Source organism: Kushneria sp. AK178 (assembly GCF_053903105.1).
Map to the genome: position 1 here is coordinate 2887024 of NZ_CP096381.1, position 20263 is coordinate 2907286.

Genomic DNA, 20263 nt, shown 5'->3' on the forward strand with positions numbered 1-20263 from the left:
GCATATCATCAAAAATGAATGTAAATAATCTATATCATGAAACATCATTTTTTTTCATGGCGCATAACCATATAGCAAAAACCCCGGGCCTTGGGAGCCCGGGGTCAGCTTTTGCGTCAAAAACCATCTTTAGTATGAGAACGGCAGTGCCATGATCAGGCGGCTTCGACGGACTCCCCGATCGCCTGTTTGAGTTTTTTCATGGCATTTTTCTCGAGCTGTCGAATACGTTCGGCGGAGACACCATAGGTATCGGCCAGCTCGTGCAGGGTGGACTTCTGCTCGGCCAGCCAGCGACGCTGCAGGATATCCCGCGAGCGATCATCGAGGCGTGCCAGCGCGCCGCGCAGCTGCTGCGAGGAGCGATCCTGCCAGTCGGACTCTTCCAGCGACAGTGCCGGGTCGGAGCGGCCGTCTTCCAGATACTGCGAGGGCGACTGATAGCTCTGCTCGTCATCCTCGCTGCCCGGCGCCGGATCAAAACCGGCATCAAAGGCCGACAGGCGCCCTTCCATCTCGCGCACCGCTTCCGGCTTGACGTCCAGATCCTGGGCGATGGCATCCACTTCGTCGTTGTTCAGCCAGGACAGACGCTTTTTGGCGCTGCGCAGGTTGAAAAACAGCTTGCGCTGCGCCTTGGTGGTGGCGACCTTGACGATGCGCCAGTTGCGCAGCACGAACTCGTGGATTTCGGCCTTGATCCAGTGCACCGCGAAGGAGACCAGACGGACGCCCTGGGCCGGATCAAAGCGCTTGACGGCCTTCATCAGGCCCACGTTGCCTTCCTGGATCAGATCCGCCTGCGACAGGCCGTAGCCGGAATAGCTGCGGGCGATATGCACCACGAATCTCAGATGCGACATGACAAGGCGACGGGCGGCTTCAATGTCATTGTCGGTATGCAAACGCGTGGCGAGATCCTTCTCCTCGTCCACGGTCAGTACGGGAATACGATTAACGGCCTGAATATAGCCGTTCAGGTCATTGCCCGGCGAAAGATGACCAATAGGTTGAAGACTGGTACTCATGTTCAAACGGTCTCCCCTGGTCTCTGCTTGATAACTGTCAATCATTATAGACCATGGTAATGGTGCCTGGGTGCCTCTGTAATGACTTTTTCGAGGCACCTGCGTTGCGTCAGGTCAGCGCGGGCTGATATCTGCCAGATGGCGGCTCACGGCCAGCCATGCCCCGATAAGCCCCAGCAGGGTACTACAGATCAACAGCAAAACCGATCCGCCCGGGCCGATGGCCGGCAGGGAAAAGTGGCTGCCAAATCCCGAGGCCAGCATATCGATGGGCGCCGACAGCCAGCGCCGCCCCAGCGTCAATAGCACCAGCGCCAGCAGGCCGCCGCCCAGCCCGTACCAGACGCCCACGTAAAGAAAGGGGCGGCGCACAAAGGCATGTGTCGCGCCGATCAGGGTCACCACCTCGATCTCCTGGCGGCGGCTTTCGACCGCCAGCCGGATGGTATTGCCCACCACCAGCAGTACGCCGAGCGCAAACAGCACGCCGAAGGCCAGCACCACACGGCGCCCCAGCTCGCTGATCTCGCGCAGCCGCTCGAGCCAGGCCATGTCCAGACGCGCATCGGTCACCCCCTCGATCTGCCCGAGCCGCTCGGCCAGCGCCTGCGCCGCATCGGGGTCGCGCGAGCGCGGCTGGACCAGAATGGTCGCCGGCAGCGGATTGTCGTCCATCATGGCCAGGGCATCACTCATCCCGAGACGCTGCTGAAAGCTTTCCAGACCGGCCGCCGCCGTGATCAGCTCAATGGAGGCGATAGCCTCCTCGCCGCGCACCCGGTCGGTGACGTCCATGGCCTGCGACTCCGTCAGCCCCGGGTCGAGATACAGCGTCATGCGGGCGCTGTCGTCCAGATTGCTGTCCAGCAGCTGGGCGCTGCTCAGCGCCAGCCACAGGCTGGCCGGCAGCACCATGGCGATGGCGATCGCCAGCATGGTCATGAGACTCGACAGCGGCCGCCGGCGCAGCCGATGGAGACTGTCCACGGCCATCTGCGCGTGATGCCGCCGCCAGGCCCGCGAGCGGCTTTCAAAGGTGATCTGATGAGAGCGCGCGCCCCGTCGGGGCTTGCCGGTATCCGGCGGCGTGCGGCGCGGTGTCTGACTCATGCGGCCTCCTCATCGCCGACCAGCCGACCATCGCGCAGCTTGAGAACCCGGTGCCTGAGCCGGGCGATCAGTGCCAGATCGTGACTGGCCAGCAGCACCGTGGTGCCGATGCGGTTGAAATCCTCGAAAAGACGCATGATGTCGGCCGACAGCTGCGGGTCCAGATTGCCCGTCGGCTCATCGGCCAGCAGCATGGCCGGTTTGGTCACCACCGCGCGGGCAATGCCGACCCGCTGCTGCTCACCGCCGGACAGCTCGATGGGTAGCGCCTTTTCCCGGTGCAAAAGGCCGATCTTGTCGAGTGCGGCATGCACCCGACGCCGGGCGTCCTGCGGCGTGGCGCCCTGGATGATCAGCGGCAGCGCCACGTTGTCGAACACGCTGCGATCAAAGAGCAGCTGGTGGTTTTGATAGACCACCCCGATCTGGCGACGATAGAAGGGAATCTGTGACACGTGGAGACTGGTGATGTCGTGCCCGGCGACGGCAATGCGCCCCCGGGACGGCCGCTCCAGTGCCATGAGCAGGCGCAGTACCGAACTCTTGCCGGCCCCGGAGTGACCGGTGAGAAAGACCATTTCACCGCGCGCCACGGTGAAATTGAGATCGGCCAGCGCCTCGAAACGACCGCCATAGCGCTTGCCGACATGCGCAAACTCGATCATGGCCATGAGCGATCAGCTGCCGTCCCGGTCAAAGAGCGCGCTGACAAAGTCCTCGGCCTCGAAGGGCCGCAGATCATCCAGCGTCTCGCCGACCCCGATATAGCGGATGGGGGTGCCCAGCTGCTTGGCGATGGCAAAGATGATGCCGCCCTTGGCCGTGCCATCCAGCTTGGTCAGGGTGATACCGGTGACGGGCACCGCCTGGTTGAAGGTCTCCGCCTGGGAGATCGCGTTCTGCCCTGTACCGGCGTCGAGCACCAGCATCACCTCGTGCGGCGCCTGAGCATCCAGACGCGCCATGACGCGCTGCACCTTGCTGAGCTCATCCATGAGATGGTTCTTGTTGTGCAGTCGTCCGGCGGTGTCGGCGATCAGCACGTCGATGCCGCGCGCCTTCGCTGCCGATACCGCGTCATAGATGACCGAGGCGCTGTCGGCACCGGTATGCTGGGCGATGACCGGCACATCGTTACGCTCGCCCCAGACCTGAAGCTGCTCGACGGCAGCCGCGCGGAAGGTGTCCCCCGCCGCCAGCATGACGCTGCGGCCCTGACGCTGGAAGCGCTGGGTGAGCTTGCCGATCGTGGTGGTCTTGCCCACGCCGTTGACGCCCACCGTCAGGATCACGAACGGTCCCTCGCCCTTCGGCGGCAGACGCAGCGGCTTCGCCACCGGCTCGAGCATGCGCGACAGCTCCTGCTGCAGCGATTTATACAGTGCATCGACGTTTTTCAGCTCGCGGCGCGAAATCTGTCCCTCGAGGTTTTCCATGATTTCGCTGGTCGCCGCGACGCCGACATCGGCCATCAAAAGCTGGGTTTCCAGCTCTTCGAGCAGATCGTCATCGATCTCCTTGTGGCCCAGCAACAGGGTCGCCAGCCCGTCGGTCAGGTTGGAGCGGGTCTTGCCCAGCCCCTGACGCATGCGGGAAAACCAGCCCTTTTTGGCACTGGCCGTTTCGCCCTGCTCGCCGGCGGTTTCAGGCCCCACCTCGATGTCCGTGTCGTAACGGGCCCGACGCGGCTTGTCACGCCCGCGGTTGCGCGCCGGCGTCGTGACTTCCGAGGCCACGCCACCGGTCGTGGCGTCCTCGGGCGGCGCCTCTGGGGCATCCTCGGCCGGCGTCTCCGGCGGCGCCGGGACGTCAGCTGCCGGTTTTGACGACGTCTCTTCCGGCGTCACCTCCTCCGGCGCGCTCGGCGCCTCGGGCGGCTGCCTGTCGACGGGCTCGGGCACGACGTCCGGCTCGGCGCGTCGCTCGACGGAAGACTCGGGATCGGGCTCGCTGACCGGCGTCGTGTCACGCTCGACCGTCGGCTCGGCCTCGGGGCCACGCTCGATCACCGGCTCCGAGGCAACGTCTGACGCCGGCTCGGTGTCGCGAGGCGTCCGCGGCTCATCGTCAGCGTCTGTCCCGGGCGTCTGCGTTGACGGCCTGTCAGGCGACGGGGCCGGCGCGTCGCCACCGTGAGCGGGCTCGGGGGCGTCATCACGCTCGGGCGTCGGCGCAGGGGTCTCCTTCGGCGCCGGCGTCTCGCCCGGCCCTTCGCGTGACTCGACCGGCCGCTCACGAGCCGTCTCTTCGGTATCCTCCGGCGTCGGCGCCGAGTCCTGCTGTTCCGATTGCTGCTGTTCTTCGCGATCCTGTTGATCACGGCGATGCTTCTTGCGCTTCAAAAAACCAAACATGGGCACTATCGTCGCGATTGATCCATCGGGGAAAGGCGGCTGTTCCGCCGTTTGATACCGCATCCTACCACTCAAGCGCTGCTCGCCGGTACAATCCATGCACGCCATCCGGGGATGGCACACACCGCACCGACGGCAGATGCCCTGCCCGGCCTGCTGCCGGATCATCCATCGTCATCGACCGAGGCTTGCAGGACCCATGAGGCGACAGCGTCACGGCACATCAGGACACGACCATCGCCGGGGCAAGGCGAGCCGATCAAACAACGGCCGCCTGCGGCTGATCGGCGGCCGGTTTCGCCGGCGCCTGCTGCCCGTGCCCGACCATCCGGGGCTGCGTCCCACGCCCGATCGCATGCGTGAGACGCTGTTCAACTGGCTGGCGCACGACATTGATAGTCGCACCCGGGCCCTCGATCTTTTCGCCGGCACCGGCGCGCTGGGGCTCGAGGCGCTGTCACGCGGCGCCGGCGAGGTCCATTTCGTCGAGGCCGACCGACAGGTCGCCCGCCAGATCGTGCAGAATCTGGCCACGCTCGAGGTCACCATGCCGGTCCATCAACAGCCGGCCGATGGTTTTCTGGACACGCGCCCCGTGCAGCCGTTCCATCTGGTCTTTGTGGACCCGCCCTTCAGACAGGACCTGATCGCGACCTGCTGCCAGCGCCTGGAAGACGAGGGCTGGCTGGCAGAGGGGGCGCTGATTCATGTCGAGACCGAGGCCGAGCTGATCCCCCGGCTGCCCGCCACCTGGCGTTTGATCCGCGACACCCGGGCCGGCGACAGCCACGCCCGGCTGTATCGACGTGACAGCGGGCAATGACCCGGCCCCTCTTGCCGCCACGCGCCGGCGCGCGTAGTCTGGCCTGCGCGCGCGCCGGCACCCGACCCGGGCCCTGCAGGGCGGCCTTTCGCCTTATTATCCGTCTCAGGAGTACAGCATGAGCAATGAACTTTTCGAGCAGCTTGAACAGCGCGTCAACAGCGCCGTCGATACCATCGAGATGCAGCGCATGGAACTTGACGAGCTGCGCCAGGAAAACGAGCGCCTGAAAAACGAACGCCAGCAGTGGGAAAGCCGTCTGGGCAGCCTGCTGGAGCGCTTTCGTGAGCTCGACAGCAATACGGCGTCCGCACCCGACGCCCCGGCGACCAGCCCCTCATACTGAGCAGGCCTGCCGGCGCCCCGACTCAGCGTACGAGAGGACGCGACATCAATATCGCGTCTTCTCGCCGATCGGGCGCCAGCGGGTAGTACCCCGGCCGTTGCCCGTCCACGTCGAAACCGTAACCGACGTAGAGCCATCGCGCCGCGTCATTGCCGGCCCGCACTTCCAGCAGTATCCGCTCCATCCCCCGCCTTGCCCCCTCATCAATCAGGGTCTCGATCAGGCGACCGGCCAGCCCCTGCCGGCGATGGTCCGGGTCGACCGCGATCATTTCCAGCTCAAGATCAAAGGGTCCGAACGCCATCACGGCAAAGGCCAGCAGCGTGCGTGACGGCGCCTCCAGCAGGCCGATCAGGCGGTAGCGCTCGTCATGCGCCAGCGCTTCGAAACGCACCGCGGGCCAGGCCTGCTCGCCTCTGGCGCGGGCATCCAGGGCGGCCAGGGCCCGGCTGTCACTGACGGTTTCAATAATCATCGTCGTTCGGCGTGTCGGCCGGCGCATGCCACCACGTGCGCCACGTACCCATGGCCGCCCAGAGCGTCCGCCGCGACGACGCGTCATCCAGCGATTCCAGCGCCGGCCCCTGCCACAGCGGCAGCTCGAGCACGTGGCTCTGCCCGTCCCGGGCATCCAGTACCTGCTCCAGCACCGAGTGTCGACCAAACAGCAGGAGTCGCTCAGGGCGCCAGCCCCGCGCCCGGCGGCCGGCCAGAAAGGCCTTGAAGCCCTGGCGCGCCTCATCGAGGGCATCATCAACCGGCAGGCCCTCCATCATGGGCCAGCCAAAGCGCTGACAGGACAGCGGTGCAGAAGGCGCAACGCCGCCGGCCCGGAATATGGCTTCCAGAAGTCGTGTCTCCTGCTCGCTCGGCGCCTCATCGCGGGCCAGCATCACAAGCCAGCGACCGTCGAGCGCGCCCACCTGCAGCGAGAAGCGCAGCGGCGCGTCAAGTGCCTGCGCCGCGTCCGCCTCGATTTCCTGCACGGCCCCGGAGGGCACCTCCTCGGCGGTCGGAGCAGGCGACGCCGCTACCGGCTCGGGGGCCGGGGGCGCTGCCTCTTTCGCCTGGTCGATATCGAGCAGGGCCCGGATCGAACGCGCCGATGCCGTGGTCTCCTGCGGCGCGGCCCCGGAGACCGACGGCGAAGGCTCGGCTGCGGGCAGGGCGTCGGCTTCGGGGCGGTCGACCTCATCAATCAGGGCGTGCAGGCGCTGATGATGATCGCGCGCGTCCTCGCTGCTGTCAGCGGCCTCCTCCACGGCCGGCAGGGAAGACGCCAGCGCATTGGGCAGCGGATGACGGGCCACCCAGAGATCGACCCCCATCGCTTCGAGGTACTGTCGGCGCGCGCGCTCGGTCACCATGCGTTGCGTCCATTGACGGGATAGAGCGTAAAAGGCCTTCCCACAGGGAAGGCCAGAGACCGGCAGCGATGAATCATGAGTCGACGCGCTCTAGGCGCCACCGCCGCGGCAATTCGGTGAGTCGGGACGTTCATTGCCGCGTGCCACCCACTGCTCGGGCGTATACAGGTGCAGGGCCAGGGCATGTACGGGGCCTGCCAGCTCATCGGACAGGGCGGCATAGACCTGCTGATGCCGCTTGACCGGCATCATGCCCTCGAACTGTTCGGAGACCAGCGTCACCTTGAAGTGTGTCTGTGACTCCGGCGGCACGTTGTGCTTGTGGCTTTCGTTTTCGATGGTGAGCCACTGCGGCTCGAAAACGGCCAGTTTCTGCTCGATCAGCGCCGCAATGTCCGCACCTTCAAGCGAATCCACCGAAGAAATTGTCATGGGTTATCACCTCCGGCACGTCAGATATTGTTGGTGGGCCTGCCCGACGGCATCCGTTAATGCGCCGTTGCCCGGTCCGGTTACGGCCGGTTCAGCACGCGTATTCGCGACGCCGAAAGCCCCAGCGCCACAACAGCCGATGCCATGCCCATCCAGAGGGCCAGACTGACCGTCAGGGCGCTGTCCATCGTGGTATTCATTATTCCAGAAAGCACCAGTGCAACCAAGGCAGCGCCGACAGACTGACCAAAGGTTCGCACGCTGGCCAGCACGCCGGAGGCGCTGCCGCTGCGCGACTTGGGCAGTGACCCCATCATTTCACGGTTGTTGGGTGCCTGATAGAGGCCAAAGCCCATGCCGCACAGGGCGCTGCGCCACAGAATATCGATCGTCGAGGGTTGCTCCCCCAGCAGGGCCAGTGCCGCCAGCCCCGCAATGAGCAGCAACAGCCCGATCGAGGAGATGACCGGCGGGCTGAAGCGATCGGCCAGCCGTCCGCCCAGTGGCGCGCCCACCATCACGCCCAGCGGCCAGGGCGTAAACAGAAAGGCGGACTCCAGCGGCGTATAGCCCTGCACGCTCTGAAACAGAAACGGCAGGCTGATAAAGGCCATGCTCTGGGCCAGAAAGGAGAAAAACGAGGTCAGCACCGCCATGGTGAAGCGCGCTTCGCGAAAGATCACCAGCGGCAGCAGCGGATTGTCAAAATGGCGCTGACGCCGGATAAAGCCGAACAGTGCCACCAGGCTCACCACCAGCAGAATCGGCACGATTGCCGGGCGAGACAGATCGGCAATGCTGTCGAGCATGACAACAAAGGCGCCCAGCCCGATCGCCGACAGCACGGCGCCGAGCACGTCAAACCGGTAGCGGCTGCCCTGCTCTTTGGGCAGCGCCCGGATGGCCAGCCAGATGGCGGCGATCCCGAACGGCAGATTGATCCAGAACAGCCACGGCCAGCTCGCCACGGCCAGTATCAGTCCGCCGAGCGCCGGGCCGCCGGCTACCGCCAGCGAGACGGTCAGCGCGGTCAGTCCCATCGCCTGCCCCAGCAGCCGCGTGGGAAAGATGACCCGATACATGGACGGCCCGATGCTCATCATGGCCGCCGCGCCCAGTCCCTGAATGGCGCGAAAGGCGATCAGCCAGCCGAGCGTGGGCGCCAGCGCACACAGCACCGAGGTCAACACGAACGTGATCATGCCGCCGATGTAGAGCCGGTAGCGGCCGATGCGATAGCCCAGCGCGGCAAAGGTCAGCATGGAGGCGGCGCCCACCAGCTGATAGACATTGATGATCCACACGGAGGCAGCAGAGGAAACACCCAGCTCCCGGGCGATGGTCGGCAGGGCGATGTTGACGCTGTTGATGTTGAGCACCGCCATCAGCGACCCCGACATCAACACCATCATGGCCAGGATACGCTGGCGGGGCGGGAGGCCATCATCCCCTTCGCGCCAGGACAGTAGTGCTTTCAAGAAGAGTTACCGGTCGTGCAGGACTGCGCACGAACACAGGGGACAGGAGTGCAGGCGTCAGGGTCGGTCATGCGGCCGGGCGGTCACCGGCACATGTCGACCGCAAGGCATGTCGACCGCGGGATATCAGAGCTCATCGGTATCGAGCAGCAGATCATCCTCGAAATCGCTCTGCTCGAGTGACGCTTCCTCATCCAGATCCACACACAGATAGCTGTGCTCGACGCGCAGGAAAAATTCAAAGGTGACTTCATTGATGTCCGGCCAGTGACGGGAATCCTCCTCCCAGGCAGACAGCTCGTTTTCAAGGATATCGGCGAAGCGCTCGCGCAGGCAGGCGCGCAGCGCGTCTTCCGTATCCATTTCGGGAATGAGGTAGATGGTACTTTCGCGTTCGGCGTCCTCGAGCGTGAGATCATCCTCCCCCTCGGTCGCCTCCAGCGAATTGATCCAGTCTACAAAGGGCTGCCTGGGACGCACGCTGAGTGCAGAGCGGTTCACCAGTTTCATCGCGACTCTCCCGGTTCGGGCAGGTGGAAATCCTGTTCAGGCCATCCAGTATGGTCGCCCGGCGCCCCCATTGCCATTGATCATCCATGCAGGGCACCAGACGGCACAGCCCTTCCGCCGGGATGTTTCACTCCGTTTCCGGACGCATGGCCGGAAACAGCAGCACATCGCGAATGGACGGCGCATCCGCCAGCAGCATCACCAGTCGATCGATACCGATGCCTTCCCCGGCGGTCGGCGGCATGCCGTACTCGAGCGCGCGGATATAGTCGGCGTCATAGTACATGGCCTCGACATCGCCGGCGTCCTTCTCGGCCACCTGGGCGGCAAAGCGCTCGGCCTGATCCTCGGCGTCGTTGAGCTCGGAGAAGCCGTTGGCGATCTCGCGCCCGCCGACGAAGAACTCAAAGCGGTCGGTGACAAACGGATTGTCGTCGTTGCGCCGTGCCAGCGGGCTGACCTCGGCCGGGTACTCGGTAATGAAGGTCGGCCGCTCGAGGCGATGCTCCGCCACCTGTTCAAAGATCTCGGTCTGCAGCTTGCCAAGGCCCCAGCCCGGCTTCACCTCGATGCCCAGCCGCTCGGCCAGCGCCGTGGCGCGCTCGAGATCGTCCAGCTCTTCAGACTCGATGTTCTGACCGTATTTCAGAATCGACTCGCGCAGGGTGAGGCGATCAAAGGGACGGGACAGATCAAACTCGGTGCCCTGATAGGTAATCAGCGTCGTGCCCACGGCCTTTTCGGCGGCAAAGCGCACCAGCGACTCGGTCAGATCGATCAGGTCATGGTAATCGGCATAGGCCCAGTAGAACTCGAGCATGGTGAACTCGGGGTTGTGCCGGGTCGACAGCCCCTCGTTGCGGAAATTGCGGTTGATCTCGAAGACCCGCTCGAAACCGCCCACCACCAGGCGCTTGAGATAGAGCTCCGGGGCAATGCGCAGATACATGTCGATATCCAGCGCATTGTGGTGCGTCACGAAGGGCCGCGCCGTGGCCCCGCCCGGAATCGGCTGAAGCATCGGCGTTTCGACTTCCATGAAGTCGCGCTCGGTGAAGAACTGGCGAATGGCGCTGATGACGGCCGCGCGAATGCGGAAGGTGTCCCGCACCTCCGGATTCATGATCAGGTCCACATAGCGCTGGCGATAGCGCGCCTCCTGATCGGTCAGGCCGTGGAACTTGTCGGGCAGCGGGCGCAGGCTCTTGGTCAGCAGACGCGCGGTCGCCATCATCACGTAGAGATCGCCCTTGCCGGACTTGTGCACCGGCCCCTGGCCAAAGACGATATCGCCGATGTCCCAGCCCTTGATGTCCTCGAGCACTTCCGCGGGCAGCCCCTTCTTGTCGACATAGAGCTGGATCTGCCCCGAGGCGTCCTGAATGACGATAAAGGGGCCGCGCTTTCGCATGATGCGCCCGGCGACCGCCGCCTGACGACCCAGCGTCTCCAGTGTTTCCTTGTCGTGCTCGCCAAGCTCTGCCTGAAGGTCCGCGGCGAGACTGTCACGACGCAGATCGTTGGGAAAGGCGCTGTCGCCCCGCTCATCGGCCTGCTCGCGGCGAGCGGCAAGCTTGGCCCGCCGCTCGGCGATCAGATGGTTCTCTTCGTGTTCGCTGCCTGCCTGCTGATCCTGATTCGCCATTGCCCTGCCTATTGAAAATAACCGTCAAGGGCAGGCTCGCACCGGCCTGCGGTTCATGTCTGAAACACGCGATACCGGGCACCGAACCTGCCGGTCGGAAACCGTCTCTTACAGACGCCTCTTCCGATCAGAGTCCCTGCTTGAGACTGGCCTCGATGAACTGATCCAGATCGCCGTCGAGCACCCGCTCACAGTTGCTGGTCTGTACGCCGGTGCGCAGATCCTTGATGCGCTGATCGTCCAGCACGTAGGAGCGGATCTGGCTGCCCCAGCCGATATCGGACTTGGCGTCCTCGGCCTTTTGCTTCTCGGCGTTGCGCTTTTGCATCTCCAGCTCCCAGAGCTTGGCCCGGAGCTGTTTCATGGCAAAGTCGCGGTTGGCGTGCTGACTGCGCTGGGTCTGACACGACACCACCACGCCGCTGGGCTCATGGGTGATGCGCACCGCCGAGTCGGTGGTGTTGACGTGCTGACCGCCGGCACCGGAGGAGCGGTAGGTATCCACGCGCAGATCCGCCGAATTGATCTCGACCTCGAAGCTGTCATCGATCTCGGGCGAGAGAAACACCGAGGCAAAGGACGTATGACGACGACCACCCGAATCGAACGGGCTCTTTCTGACCAGACGGTGCACGCCGGTTTCGGTGCGCAGCCAGCCAAAGGCGTGATCGCCCTGGACATGCAGGGTGGCGGACTTGATGCCGGCCACATCACCGGCCGAGATTTCGGTGATTTCGGCCTTGAAGCCGTGATGCTCGGCCCAGCGCAGGTACATGCGCAGCAGGATATTGGCCCAGTCCTGCGCCTCGGTTCCGCCGGAGCCGGCCTGAATGTCCATCCAGGCGTTGTTGCCGTCCATTTCGCCGGAGAACATGCGCCGAAACTCGAGCCTTGCCAGCTGGGCCTCGAAGCGGTCGAGGTCGCGACGAATCTCCGCCACGGTGTCCTCGTCGTCCTCCATCTGCGCCAGCTCATAGAGATCGCCGTTGTCGCGGATACCGCTTTGCAGGGTATCCAGCGTGGTAACGATCTCCTCGAGCTGTGCGCGCTCGCGACCCAGCTTCTGGGCGTGGTCCGGGTCGTTCCAGACCTCGGGATTTTCCAGCTCGCGGGTTACTTCCTCGAGGCGATCCTTTCGCTCGGCATAGTCAAAGATACCCCCTCAGGACGTCTGTCCGTTCGGACAGGTCCTTGAGCAGGTGATGAATGGGCGTGAGTTCCTGCATGGTCGCTCGCTCGGCCAGGGCGCGGCGCCACCGGGGGCGCCGCACCGCATGAAGAGTTGAAAAACAAGGGCCGTTATTGTAGCCAAAGGCGCCCCTGCCCGTCACCCGCCGCCCGTGCCCTTTGGCGCATCCGGAATATAAATGGCAACAATGGTTATAGGCGCTGCTTTGACACCGTCGCGTCGTGCCGTAATCCTTCCTTCACGCCTGACCAAGGGCGAGCGGACAACAACACCTGCCGGGGAACGCCATGAAAAGGGAACTACTGCTGTCACTGATCGGTGCCGGACTGACGCTGAGCGCACCGCTGACCGTCGCTGCCACGCTCAACGTCGGCATCAGCGGCGACCCCGCCTCGCTGGACCCGGCGCGTGTGACCGGCGGTGTGTGGGAAGAGGACGTGCTGCGCGACATCTTCGAGGGACTGATCGCGATCGATGCTCAGGGTCAGATCATCCCGGGCGTGGCCACCGACTGGGAGACCAGCGACGATGGCAAAACCTACACCTTCCACCTGCGCGAGGACGCCCGCTGGTCGGATGGCGAGCCGGTCACCGCCGAGGATTTCGTCTTTGCCCTGCGCTATCAGGTCAATCCCGAAACGGCCTCCAACTACGCGCACCGCCTCTATCCGGTGGTGAATGCGCAGGCCATCAACGCCGGCGAGGCCGAGCCCGACACCCTGGGCGTGGAGAGCCGCGACGACGGCCGCACCCTGGTCATTCATCTCAACGAGCCCGCGGCCTACTTTCTCAAGACGCTGGTGCTGCCGTTTGGCTATCCGATCCCCGAGCACGTCGTGACCGACAAGGGCGAGCAGTGGAGCCGCCCGGCCAATATCGTGGTCAATGGCGCCTTCAAGCCGGTGCGCTGGGTCTCCAGCACCGAGCTCGACACGGTCAAAAACCCGGAGTTTCACGACGCCGACAGCGTCACGCTCGACGGCGTCAACTACTACCCCATCGAGGACAAGAACGCCGGCATCTCGCGCTTTCGTGCCGGCGAGCTCGACATCCTGCGCGACTTCCCCGCCGCACGCTATCAGTGGCTGGAAGAGCAGCTGCCCGAGGCGGTCAGGATCACGCCGTCGCTGGGCAGCTACTACTACGTCTTCAACCTGCGTGAGGGCTCGCCGGTGGCCGACAGGCGCGTACGCGAGGCGCTGTCATTGGCCATTCGGCGCGACGTCATCAGCGAGAAGCTGCTGGACGGCGCCGTGACGCCCTCCCATTCGCTGGTCCCGGAAGGCGTCAGCCACTATACCCCGGCCGCCCAGCCGGGCCTTGACGCCGACATGGACACCCGCATGAATCGGGCCCGCGAGCTCATGGCGGACGCCGGGTTTGGTCCCGACAACCCGCTCGACCTGACCCTGCGCTACAACTCCGGCGACGAGCATCAGCGCATTGCCGTGGCGGTCGCGGCGATGTGGAAGCCGCTGGGCGTCAACGTCGAGATGCGCAACAGCGAAGCCAACGTGCACTACTCGGAGCTGATGCAGGGCGATTTCCAGGTCGCCCGCGCCGCCTGGATCTCGAGCTACGACGACGCGCAGAACTTTCTGCAGCTGCTGTCGGCCGAAACCAACAACTACGGCGACTACGACGATGCCGACTATCGTCAGCTGATCCAGCAATCCGACCGCGAGCTCGACGGTGACGCACGCCGCGACATGATGCAGCGCGCCGAGAAGATGGCGCTGGCCGACTACCCGCTGGCGCCGATCTACACCTATGCCGCGCGTAATCTGGTCAATCCCGCGATCGACGGCTGGGACAACAACGCCCTCGACATGCACGCCTCACGCTGGATATCGGTCGGCGGCGACCGTTGATCCGTTTGCCCCCGAGTGACAGGCGCCCGCCCGTGCCTGTCACCTGCCCGCCCTGCGCCATCGACATGAGTCGCAGCCTTTAACGCTTTGTTAACTCTGGACACATCCCCCCGGCGCGGAGTAAGTTCACAAAATCGTCATAAGCGATATTTCAGTTCGCGCCGCTATCCCGGTCCGCGATAGCGATAAAAACAATGTCAATACCGTCAGGAACACTCATGCCCTCGATCCGTCCGCTGGTCAGCGCCGTTGCGCTTGCGTCCTCCCTGTTCGCTGCTTCTCCTGCTCTTGCCGATACCCTTCGCATCGCCATCATGGGCGAGCCCGCCTCGCTGGACCCGCATCAGGTCAGCGGTACGTGGGAAAACGATGTTGTCGGTGATCTCTTTGAAGGTCTGGTCACCGAAGACGCCAGCGTCGAAAGAATTCCCGGCGTGGCCGAATCCTGGGACATCAGTGACGATGGCAGGGTGTACACCTTCCACCTCCGGGAAGACGCGACGTGGTCGGATGGCGAGCCCCTGACGGCCGGAGACTTCGTCTTCTCCTGGCGGCGCCTGCTCGACCCCAATACGGCGGCCAATTACGCCTATCTGCTCTACCCCGTCCAGGGGGCGGAGGCGATCAACAAGGGGGAAGCCGAGGTCGACACCCTCGGCGTGCGCGCCATCGACGAGCACACCCTTGAAGTCACGCTGACCCACGCCACACCCTACTTTCTGGATCAGCTCTCTCACTACACGGCCTATCCCCTGCCCGAGCATGTGCTCAAGGAGTACGGCCGCGACTGGATTCGTGAGGGACACCTGGTCTCCAACGGCCCCTTCAAGCTGGATCAGTGGCGCTCGCAAAACCGCATCGAAGCCTCGAAAAACGAGCACTTCCATGACGCCGATAACGTCGCGCTCGATGAGATCATCTATTACCCGATCGAGGATCGTAACGCCGCCCTCAACCGCTTCCGCGGCGGCGAAGTGGATATTGCCCGCGAGTTCCCGACCCAGCAGTATCAGTGGCTTCAGGACAATCTGCCTGACGAGACCCATGTGGCCCCCTATCTGGGCATCTACTACATGGCGCTCAATGCGCGGGAAGGGCATCCCACCAGCGACGTTCGCGTCCGCGAAGCGCTGAATCTGGCCACCCGCCGTGACGTCATCAGCAACAATATCCTCAAGATCGGCACCATTCCTGCCTGGAGCATCGTGCCCGAAGGCATCCATCACTACGAGATTCAGGAGATGCCCGGCCACGACATGAGTGCCGATGAGCGCATGGCCCGCGCAAAAGAGCTTCTCGCCGAGGCGGGCTACGGCCCGGACAACCCCCTCAACCTGGTGGCGACCTATAACACGTCCGATGACCATCGCAAGGTCATGGTCGCGCTGGCTGCCATGTGGAAACCGCTGGGTATCAACCTGGATCTGCGCAATGCCGAGGTGGCCGTTCACTACGCCAACATGCGTCAGGGCGATTTTGATGTCGGCCGGGCCGGCTGGATCGGGGACTACAACGACGCGCAGAACTTCCTGAGCCTGTTTGAAACCGGCGTGCCCAACAATTACGGCGCGTACTCCAACGACGAGTTTGACCGGCTGATGGATCAGGCGGCCGGCACGCAGGACATGACAGAGCGCGCCGGCATCATGGCCAGCGCCGAGCAGGTCATGCTCGAGGACTTCAGCGCGCTCCCCCTGTATTACTATGTGTCGCGCAACCTTGTGAGTACTCGCCTGACGGGCTGGGAAGACAACATCGAAGACATTCACCGCTCTCGCTGGATCAGCATCGAGCAGTAAATGTCCCGGGTGCATCGGCCTCAACGCCGGTGTGCCCGCGTAATGGTCTTTTCATACTTTCAAGCAGGCACCGATCATGAACCGTCTTGTCTCCGGCTGCATGGCAGCCGCTCTGGCCTGGTCACTGTCGTCGACCATTCAGGCTGCCACGCTGGATATCGGCATCTACGGCGAACCCGCCTCGCTGGACGCCGCCCGCGTCACCGGCGCTGTCTATGACAACGACGTGCTGGGCGATCTGTTCGAGGGGCTGGTGACGCTGTCCCCCGACGGCGACTACCAGCCGGGCGTGGCCACCGACTGGTCGGTCTCCGACGACGGTCTGACCTGGACGTTCAACCTGCGCGACGACGCCCGCTGGTCCGACGGCGAGCCGGTCACTGCCGAGGATTTCGTGCTCGCCTTTCAGCGCGCGCTCGACCCGGACATCGCCTCCATCTACGCCAACCTGCTCTATCCGCTCGACAACGCCGCCGCCATCAACCGCGGTGACGCCGACGTCGATACCCTGGGCGTTCACGCCGTGACCGATCACCGGCTGGAGATTCAGCTCGAGCAGCCCACGCCCTATCTGCCCACCCTGATGGCGCACATCATCGCCGCGCCGGTGCCGGCCCATGTGGTGGCGCAGTACGGCAACGACTGGACACAGCTTGAGCATATCGCCACCAACGGCGCCTTCATGCCCAGCCGCTGGGTCTCGCACGACCACATCGAGGCGGTGAAGAATCCGCAGTTTCATGATGCCGAAAGCGTCACGCTCGACGGCGTCAACTATTACCTCGTCGAGAACCTCAACACCGGGCTGTCGCGCTTTAGAAGCGGCAATCTGGACGTGATGCGCGACTTTGATGCCAGCCGCTATCAGTGGCTGCAGGATAACCTCGGCGACGCCGTTCACCTTCACAACCAGCTGTCGACCTACTACTACGCGCTCAACAATCGCGAGGGACACCCAACCAGCGACGTACGCGTGCGCGAGGCGCTCAATCTGGCCCTGCGGCGCGACATCATCGTGGAGAAGGTGCTGCAGGGCGCGGCCAACGCCACCAGTGCGCTGGTGCCCGCCGGCATCAGCCACTACGAGGCGCAGACCATGCCGGGCGTTGATGCCCCCCTTGATGAACGCCTTGAAAGGGCGCGCGAGCTGCTCAAGGACGCCGACTACGGTCCGGAGAACCCGCTCGATCTGCGTCTGCGCTTCAACTCCCGCGACGATCACCGCCGCATCGCCGTGGCGGCGGCCGCCATGTGGAAGCCGCTGGGCGTCAACATCGAGATGGTCAACGCCGAGGCCAACGTGCACTACGCCGAGATCGCCCGCGGCGATTTCGACGTCGCCCGTGCCAGCTGGGTGGCGGATTTTGACGACGCCAGCAATTTCCTGGGCATTCTGGCCTCCGGCAACGCCAAGAACTACAGCGGCTACAAAAGCGCCGCGTTCGATGACCTGCTGGCGCAGGCCGCGGCTCAATCCGATCAGGACGAGCGCCGCGAGCTGCTCGAGCAGGCCGAGCGTCAGGCGCTCGGGGACTACGCCCTGGCACCGATCTATGCCGACGCCGCGCGCAATCTGGTCAATCCGGACATGACCGGCTGGGAAGACAACGCCATCAACCGCCATCTGTCGCGCTGGATCAGCATCAACCCGTAACCCTGTCATGTCGCGTGGACGCACAGGCCCGCGCGACGTGATGTAATGACATGCATCGGACAACAACAATGACCGACACGACCCAACGCTCGCGCCCCACGCGCGCTTATCGCCCTTTTGTCAAACGCGCCGTCCTGACGGCCTGTCTGCTGGCCATCGCCCCGCTCGGCATGGCGTCCACGCTGCGCATCGATAACAGCGCCGAACCCGGCACGCTCGACCCGCAAAAGACCAGCGGCGTCTGGGAGACACGCATCGTGCGCGAGCTGTTTGAAACCCTGGTCAGCCAGAACGCAGCAGGCGATCTGGTGCCGGGCCTGGCCAGCCGCTGGAACCTGAGCGATGACGGTCTGATCTGGACCCTTGAGCTGCGCGACGATGCGCAATGGTCCGATGGCCGGCCCATCACTGCCGGGGATGCCGTCTTCAGCCTGCGTCGATTGCTGCGCCCCGAGACAGCGGCCCATAACGCCAACCTCTATTACCCGATCGAGAACGCCCGGGCCGTCAATGCCGGCGACGCCGACCCGGAGACGCTGGGCGTGCGTGCGCTCGACGACCGCCATCTGGAGATCCGGCTCCACCGCCCCACCGCCTGGTTTTTGCAGGCCATCGCCATGCCCGAGGCCGCCCCGCTGCCCGAGCACGTATTAACGGGTGACAGCGAGCGCTGGGTGGTGCCGGGGGAGACGGTGGTCAGTGGACCCTTCACGCTGAGCGAATGGTCGCCGCAGGACCACATCACGCTGGATAAAAACGAGCACTATTACGATGCCAGTGACGTGGCCCTCGACAAGGCCATCTTCTATCCGCTGGAAGAGGCCACCGCCGCCCTCAATCGCTTTCGCACCGGCGCGCTGGATATCAGCTACACCAGTGTACCCGGCGGACGCTTCGAGCGACTGCGTCAGGAGCTGGGCGATGCCCTGCGGGTCAGCCCGCTGGTGGGGGAATATTTCTATATGTTCAACCTCAAACCTGACAGCCCGCTCAGCGACATTCGCGTACGTGAAGCGCTCAATCTGGCCACGCGACGCGAGGTGATTACCGATCAGCTGCTGGGCATGGGACAAACGCCGTCGTACTGGCTGGTCCCCCGGGTGACTGACGGCGGTGCCAAAGGCGAGCTGCCCCTGGCATCGATGCCGATGGATGAACGCATGGCGCGCGCCCGCGAGCTGATGCAGGCGGCAGGCCATGGCCCGGACAATCCCCTGACGCTGACGCTGCGCTACAACACGCTGGAAGATCACAAGAAAATCGCGGTGGCGCTGGCCGCCATGTGGAAGCCGCTGGGCGTGAACGTCACCCTGATCAACGCCGAGGCCGCGAGCCACTATGCCGCCGTCCGGGAAGGCGATTTCCAGCTGGCCCGCTACGGCATGGTCGCCACCATCAACGACCCCTATGACTTTCTGGGCAGCTATACCACTGGCGGGCCATCGGCGCTGAGCAGCGGCTATCACAATGCGGAGTATGACCGGCTGGTCGAGCAAAGCAGTGAAACCATCGACCCGACAGCCCGTGCCGAGCTGCTGACCCGGGCCCAGCAGCATCTGCTGGACAACTACGCCCTGCTGCCGCTTTACGATTACGTCAACACCGCGCTGGTGTCAGAGCGCGTCCGGGGCTGGGAATCCTCCCCGATGAACGTGCATCCCCTGCGCTATATCAGCCTCGAGGAGTAATCCCGTGTCCTGTATATCCATTCTGCACCGAGGTCGATCGGCATGCTGAGCTATATCGCCAGGCGTCTGGCCATGGCCATTCCCACGCTTTTGATCGTGATCACGGCCTCGTTCTTTCTGATGCGGGTCGCCCCGGGCGGGCCCTTTGACGGTGAACGCCAGCTGCCGCCGGAGATCGAGGCCAACCTGATGGCGGCCTATCATCTGGATGAGCCGCTGCCCATGCAGTATCTGCGCTATATGGGCAACCTGTTGCAGGGCGATTTCGGGCCGTCGTTCAAGTACAAGGACTTCTCGGTCACCGACCTGATCGCCCAGGGCTTCCCGGTCAGTCTGGAACTCGGCGGACTGGCAATTCTGCTTGCCCTGCTTTTGGGCATTCCCATGGGGGTAATGGCGGCCCTCAGGCGCAACACAACGGTGGATTATCTGCTGATGGGGACAGCGCTGGGCGGCATCGCGGTGCCCAACTTCGTGATCGCCCCGCTGATGGCGCTCTTTTTCGGTGTCATCCTGGGCTGGCTGCCGGTGGGCGGCTGGAACGGCGGCGCCCTGCCCAATCTGGTGCTGCCGGTGGTGGCGCTGGCCATTCAGCAGATTGCCTACATTGCCCGAATGATGCGCGCCTCGATGATCGAGGTGCTGGGCAGTCACTTTATCCGTACCGCCCGGGCCAAGGGGCTCAACGAGCGTCAGGTGATCTGGCGCCATGCCCTGCGTCCGGCGATGCTGCCGGTACTCTCCTATCTCGGGCCGGCCATCGCCGGCATCATCACCGGCTCGGTGGTCATCGAGCAGATCTTCGGGCTGCCCGGCATCGGGCGCTATTTCGTGCAGGGCGCGCTCAACCGCGACTATACGCTCGTGATGGGCACGGTGGTGTTCTACGGCATTCTGATCGTGCTGATGAACCTGATTGTCGATCTGCTCTACTCGCTGTTCGACCCGCAAATTCGCTATGACGACTGA

Annotated in this window: 18 protein-coding genes; 7 read left to right on the forward strand and 11 right to left on the reverse strand. The window is 64.2% G+C overall.

Annotated features, from left to right (window positions below; translation table 11 throughout):
- Positions 1–155: 155 nt before the first annotated feature.
- From rpoH to ftsY, 4 genes are all read right to left on the reverse strand, one after another.
- On the reverse strand, positions 156–1028 hold the full coding sequence (gene rpoH, locus M1D97_RS13225) for an RNA polymerase sigma factor RpoH (protein WP_456268194.1): 873 nt from the start codon (positions 1026–1028) through the stop codon (positions 156–158).
- A 114-nt stretch (positions 1029–1142) separates the two neighbouring features.
- Positions 1143–2138: a permease-like cell division protein FtsX gene (ftsX, locus tag M1D97_RS13230; protein ID WP_456268195.1), complete on the reverse strand. Its 996-nt coding sequence runs from the start codon at positions 2136–2138 to the stop codon at positions 1143–1145.
- Positions 2135–2803: a cell division ATP-binding protein FtsE gene (gene ftsE / locus M1D97_RS13235; protein ID WP_456270227.1), complete on the reverse strand. Its 669-nt coding sequence runs from the start codon at positions 2801–2803 to the stop codon at positions 2135–2137. The genes ftsX and ftsE overlap by 4 nt, the downstream gene beginning before the upstream one ends.
- A gap of 12 nt (positions 2804–2815) precedes the next feature.
- A complete protein-coding gene (ftsY, locus tag M1D97_RS13240; RefSeq protein WP_456268196.1) occupies positions 2816–4492 on the reverse strand; it encodes a signal recognition particle-docking protein FtsY in 1677 nt (558 codons plus the stop codon).
- Positions 4493–4691: 199 nt separating this feature from the next.
- On the opposite strand from ftsY, the gene rsmD reads away from it, so the two are divergent.
- Both rsmD and M1D97_RS13250 read left to right on the forward strand, forming a co-directional pair.
- Positions 4692–5315: a 16S rRNA (guanine(966)-N(2))-methyltransferase RsmD gene (gene rsmD, locus M1D97_RS13245; RefSeq protein WP_456268197.1), complete on the forward strand. Its 624-nt coding sequence runs from the start codon at positions 4692–4694 to the stop codon at positions 5313–5315.
- 118 nt (positions 5316–5433) lie between these two features.
- Entirely contained in the window at positions 5434–5661 is a 228-nt protein-coding gene (locus M1D97_RS13250) for a cell division protein ZapB (protein ID WP_456268198.1), read from the forward strand.
- A gap of 22 nt (positions 5662–5683) precedes the next feature.
- Here the strand turns inward: M1D97_RS13250 and M1D97_RS13255 are convergent, their stop codons facing one another.
- The 7 genes from M1D97_RS13255 to prfB form a co-directional block, all read right to left on the reverse strand.
- Positions 5684–6136, reverse strand: coding sequence for a GNAT family N-acetyltransferase (locus tag M1D97_RS13255; RefSeq protein WP_456268199.1), 453 nt, complete (start codon positions 6134–6136; stop codon positions 5684–5686).
- On the reverse strand, positions 6126–7028 hold the full coding sequence (locus M1D97_RS13260) for a hypothetical protein (protein WP_456268200.1): 903 nt from the start codon (positions 7026–7028) through the stop codon (positions 6126–6128). Before M1D97_RS13260 ends, M1D97_RS13255 begins: the two co-directional genes overlap by 11 nt.
- A 90-nt stretch (positions 7029–7118) precedes the next feature.
- Entirely contained in the window at positions 7119–7460 is a 342-nt protein-coding gene (locus M1D97_RS13265) for a BolA family protein (protein WP_456268201.1), read from the reverse strand.
- 80 nt (positions 7461–7540) lie between these two features.
- Positions 7541–8938 (reverse strand): DHA2 family efflux MFS transporter permease subunit, encoded by a 1398-nt coding sequence (locus M1D97_RS13270; RefSeq protein WP_456268202.1) that lies wholly within the window; start codon positions 8936–8938, stop codon positions 7541–7543.
- Between the two features lie 126 nt (positions 8939–9064).
- Positions 9065–9448: a hypothetical protein gene (locus M1D97_RS13275; RefSeq protein WP_456268203.1), complete on the reverse strand. Its 384-nt coding sequence runs from the start codon at positions 9446–9448 to the stop codon at positions 9065–9067.
- A gap of 127 nt (positions 9449–9575) precedes the next feature.
- On the reverse strand, positions 9576–11093 hold the full coding sequence (lysS, locus tag M1D97_RS13280) for a lysine--tRNA ligase (protein ID WP_456268204.1): 1518 nt from the start codon (positions 11091–11093) through the stop codon (positions 9576–9578).
- A gap of 127 nt (positions 11094–11220) precedes the next feature.
- Positions 11221–12319 (reverse strand): peptide chain release factor 2 gene (gene prfB, locus M1D97_RS13285; RefSeq protein WP_456268205.1). Its coding sequence is split into 2 segments (ribosomal slippage): positions 11221–12243 and positions 12245–12319, totalling 1098 coding nucleotides; the frame shifts between segments, so codons are not numbered across the junction.
- Between the two features lie 250 nt (positions 12320–12569).
- On the opposite strand from prfB, the gene M1D97_RS13290 reads away from it, so the two are divergent.
- The 5 genes from M1D97_RS13290 (at position 12570) to oppB (ending at position 20263) form a co-directional block, all read left to right on the forward strand.
- Positions 12570–14153, forward strand: a complete 1584-nt coding sequence (locus M1D97_RS13290) for a peptide ABC transporter substrate-binding protein (protein ID WP_456268206.1) — start codon at positions 12570–12572, stop codon at positions 14151–14153.
- Between the two features lie 218 nt (positions 14154–14371).
- Positions 14372–15952 carry a peptide ABC transporter substrate-binding protein gene (locus tag M1D97_RS13295; protein ID WP_456268207.1) on the forward strand — a complete coding sequence of 527 codons (1581 nt, stop codon included), beginning with the start codon at positions 14372–14374 and terminating at the stop codon, positions 15950–15952.
- Between the two features lie 76 nt (positions 15953–16028).
- The gene (locus M1D97_RS13300) at positions 16029–17606 is read left to right on the forward strand and encodes a peptide ABC transporter substrate-binding protein (protein ID WP_456268208.1); all 1578 of its coding nucleotides are present in this window, start codon (positions 16029–16031) and stop codon (positions 17604–17606) included.
- Between the two features lie 68 nt (positions 17607–17674).
- Positions 17675–19294: a peptide ABC transporter substrate-binding protein gene (locus M1D97_RS13305; RefSeq protein WP_456268209.1), complete on the forward strand. Its 1620-nt coding sequence runs from the start codon at positions 17675–17677 to the stop codon at positions 19292–19294.
- A 42-nt stretch (positions 19295–19336) separates the two neighbouring features.
- Positions 19337–20263, forward strand: coding sequence for an oligopeptide ABC transporter permease OppB (gene oppB, locus M1D97_RS13310; protein ID WP_456268210.1), 927 nt, complete (start codon positions 19337–19339; stop codon positions 20261–20263).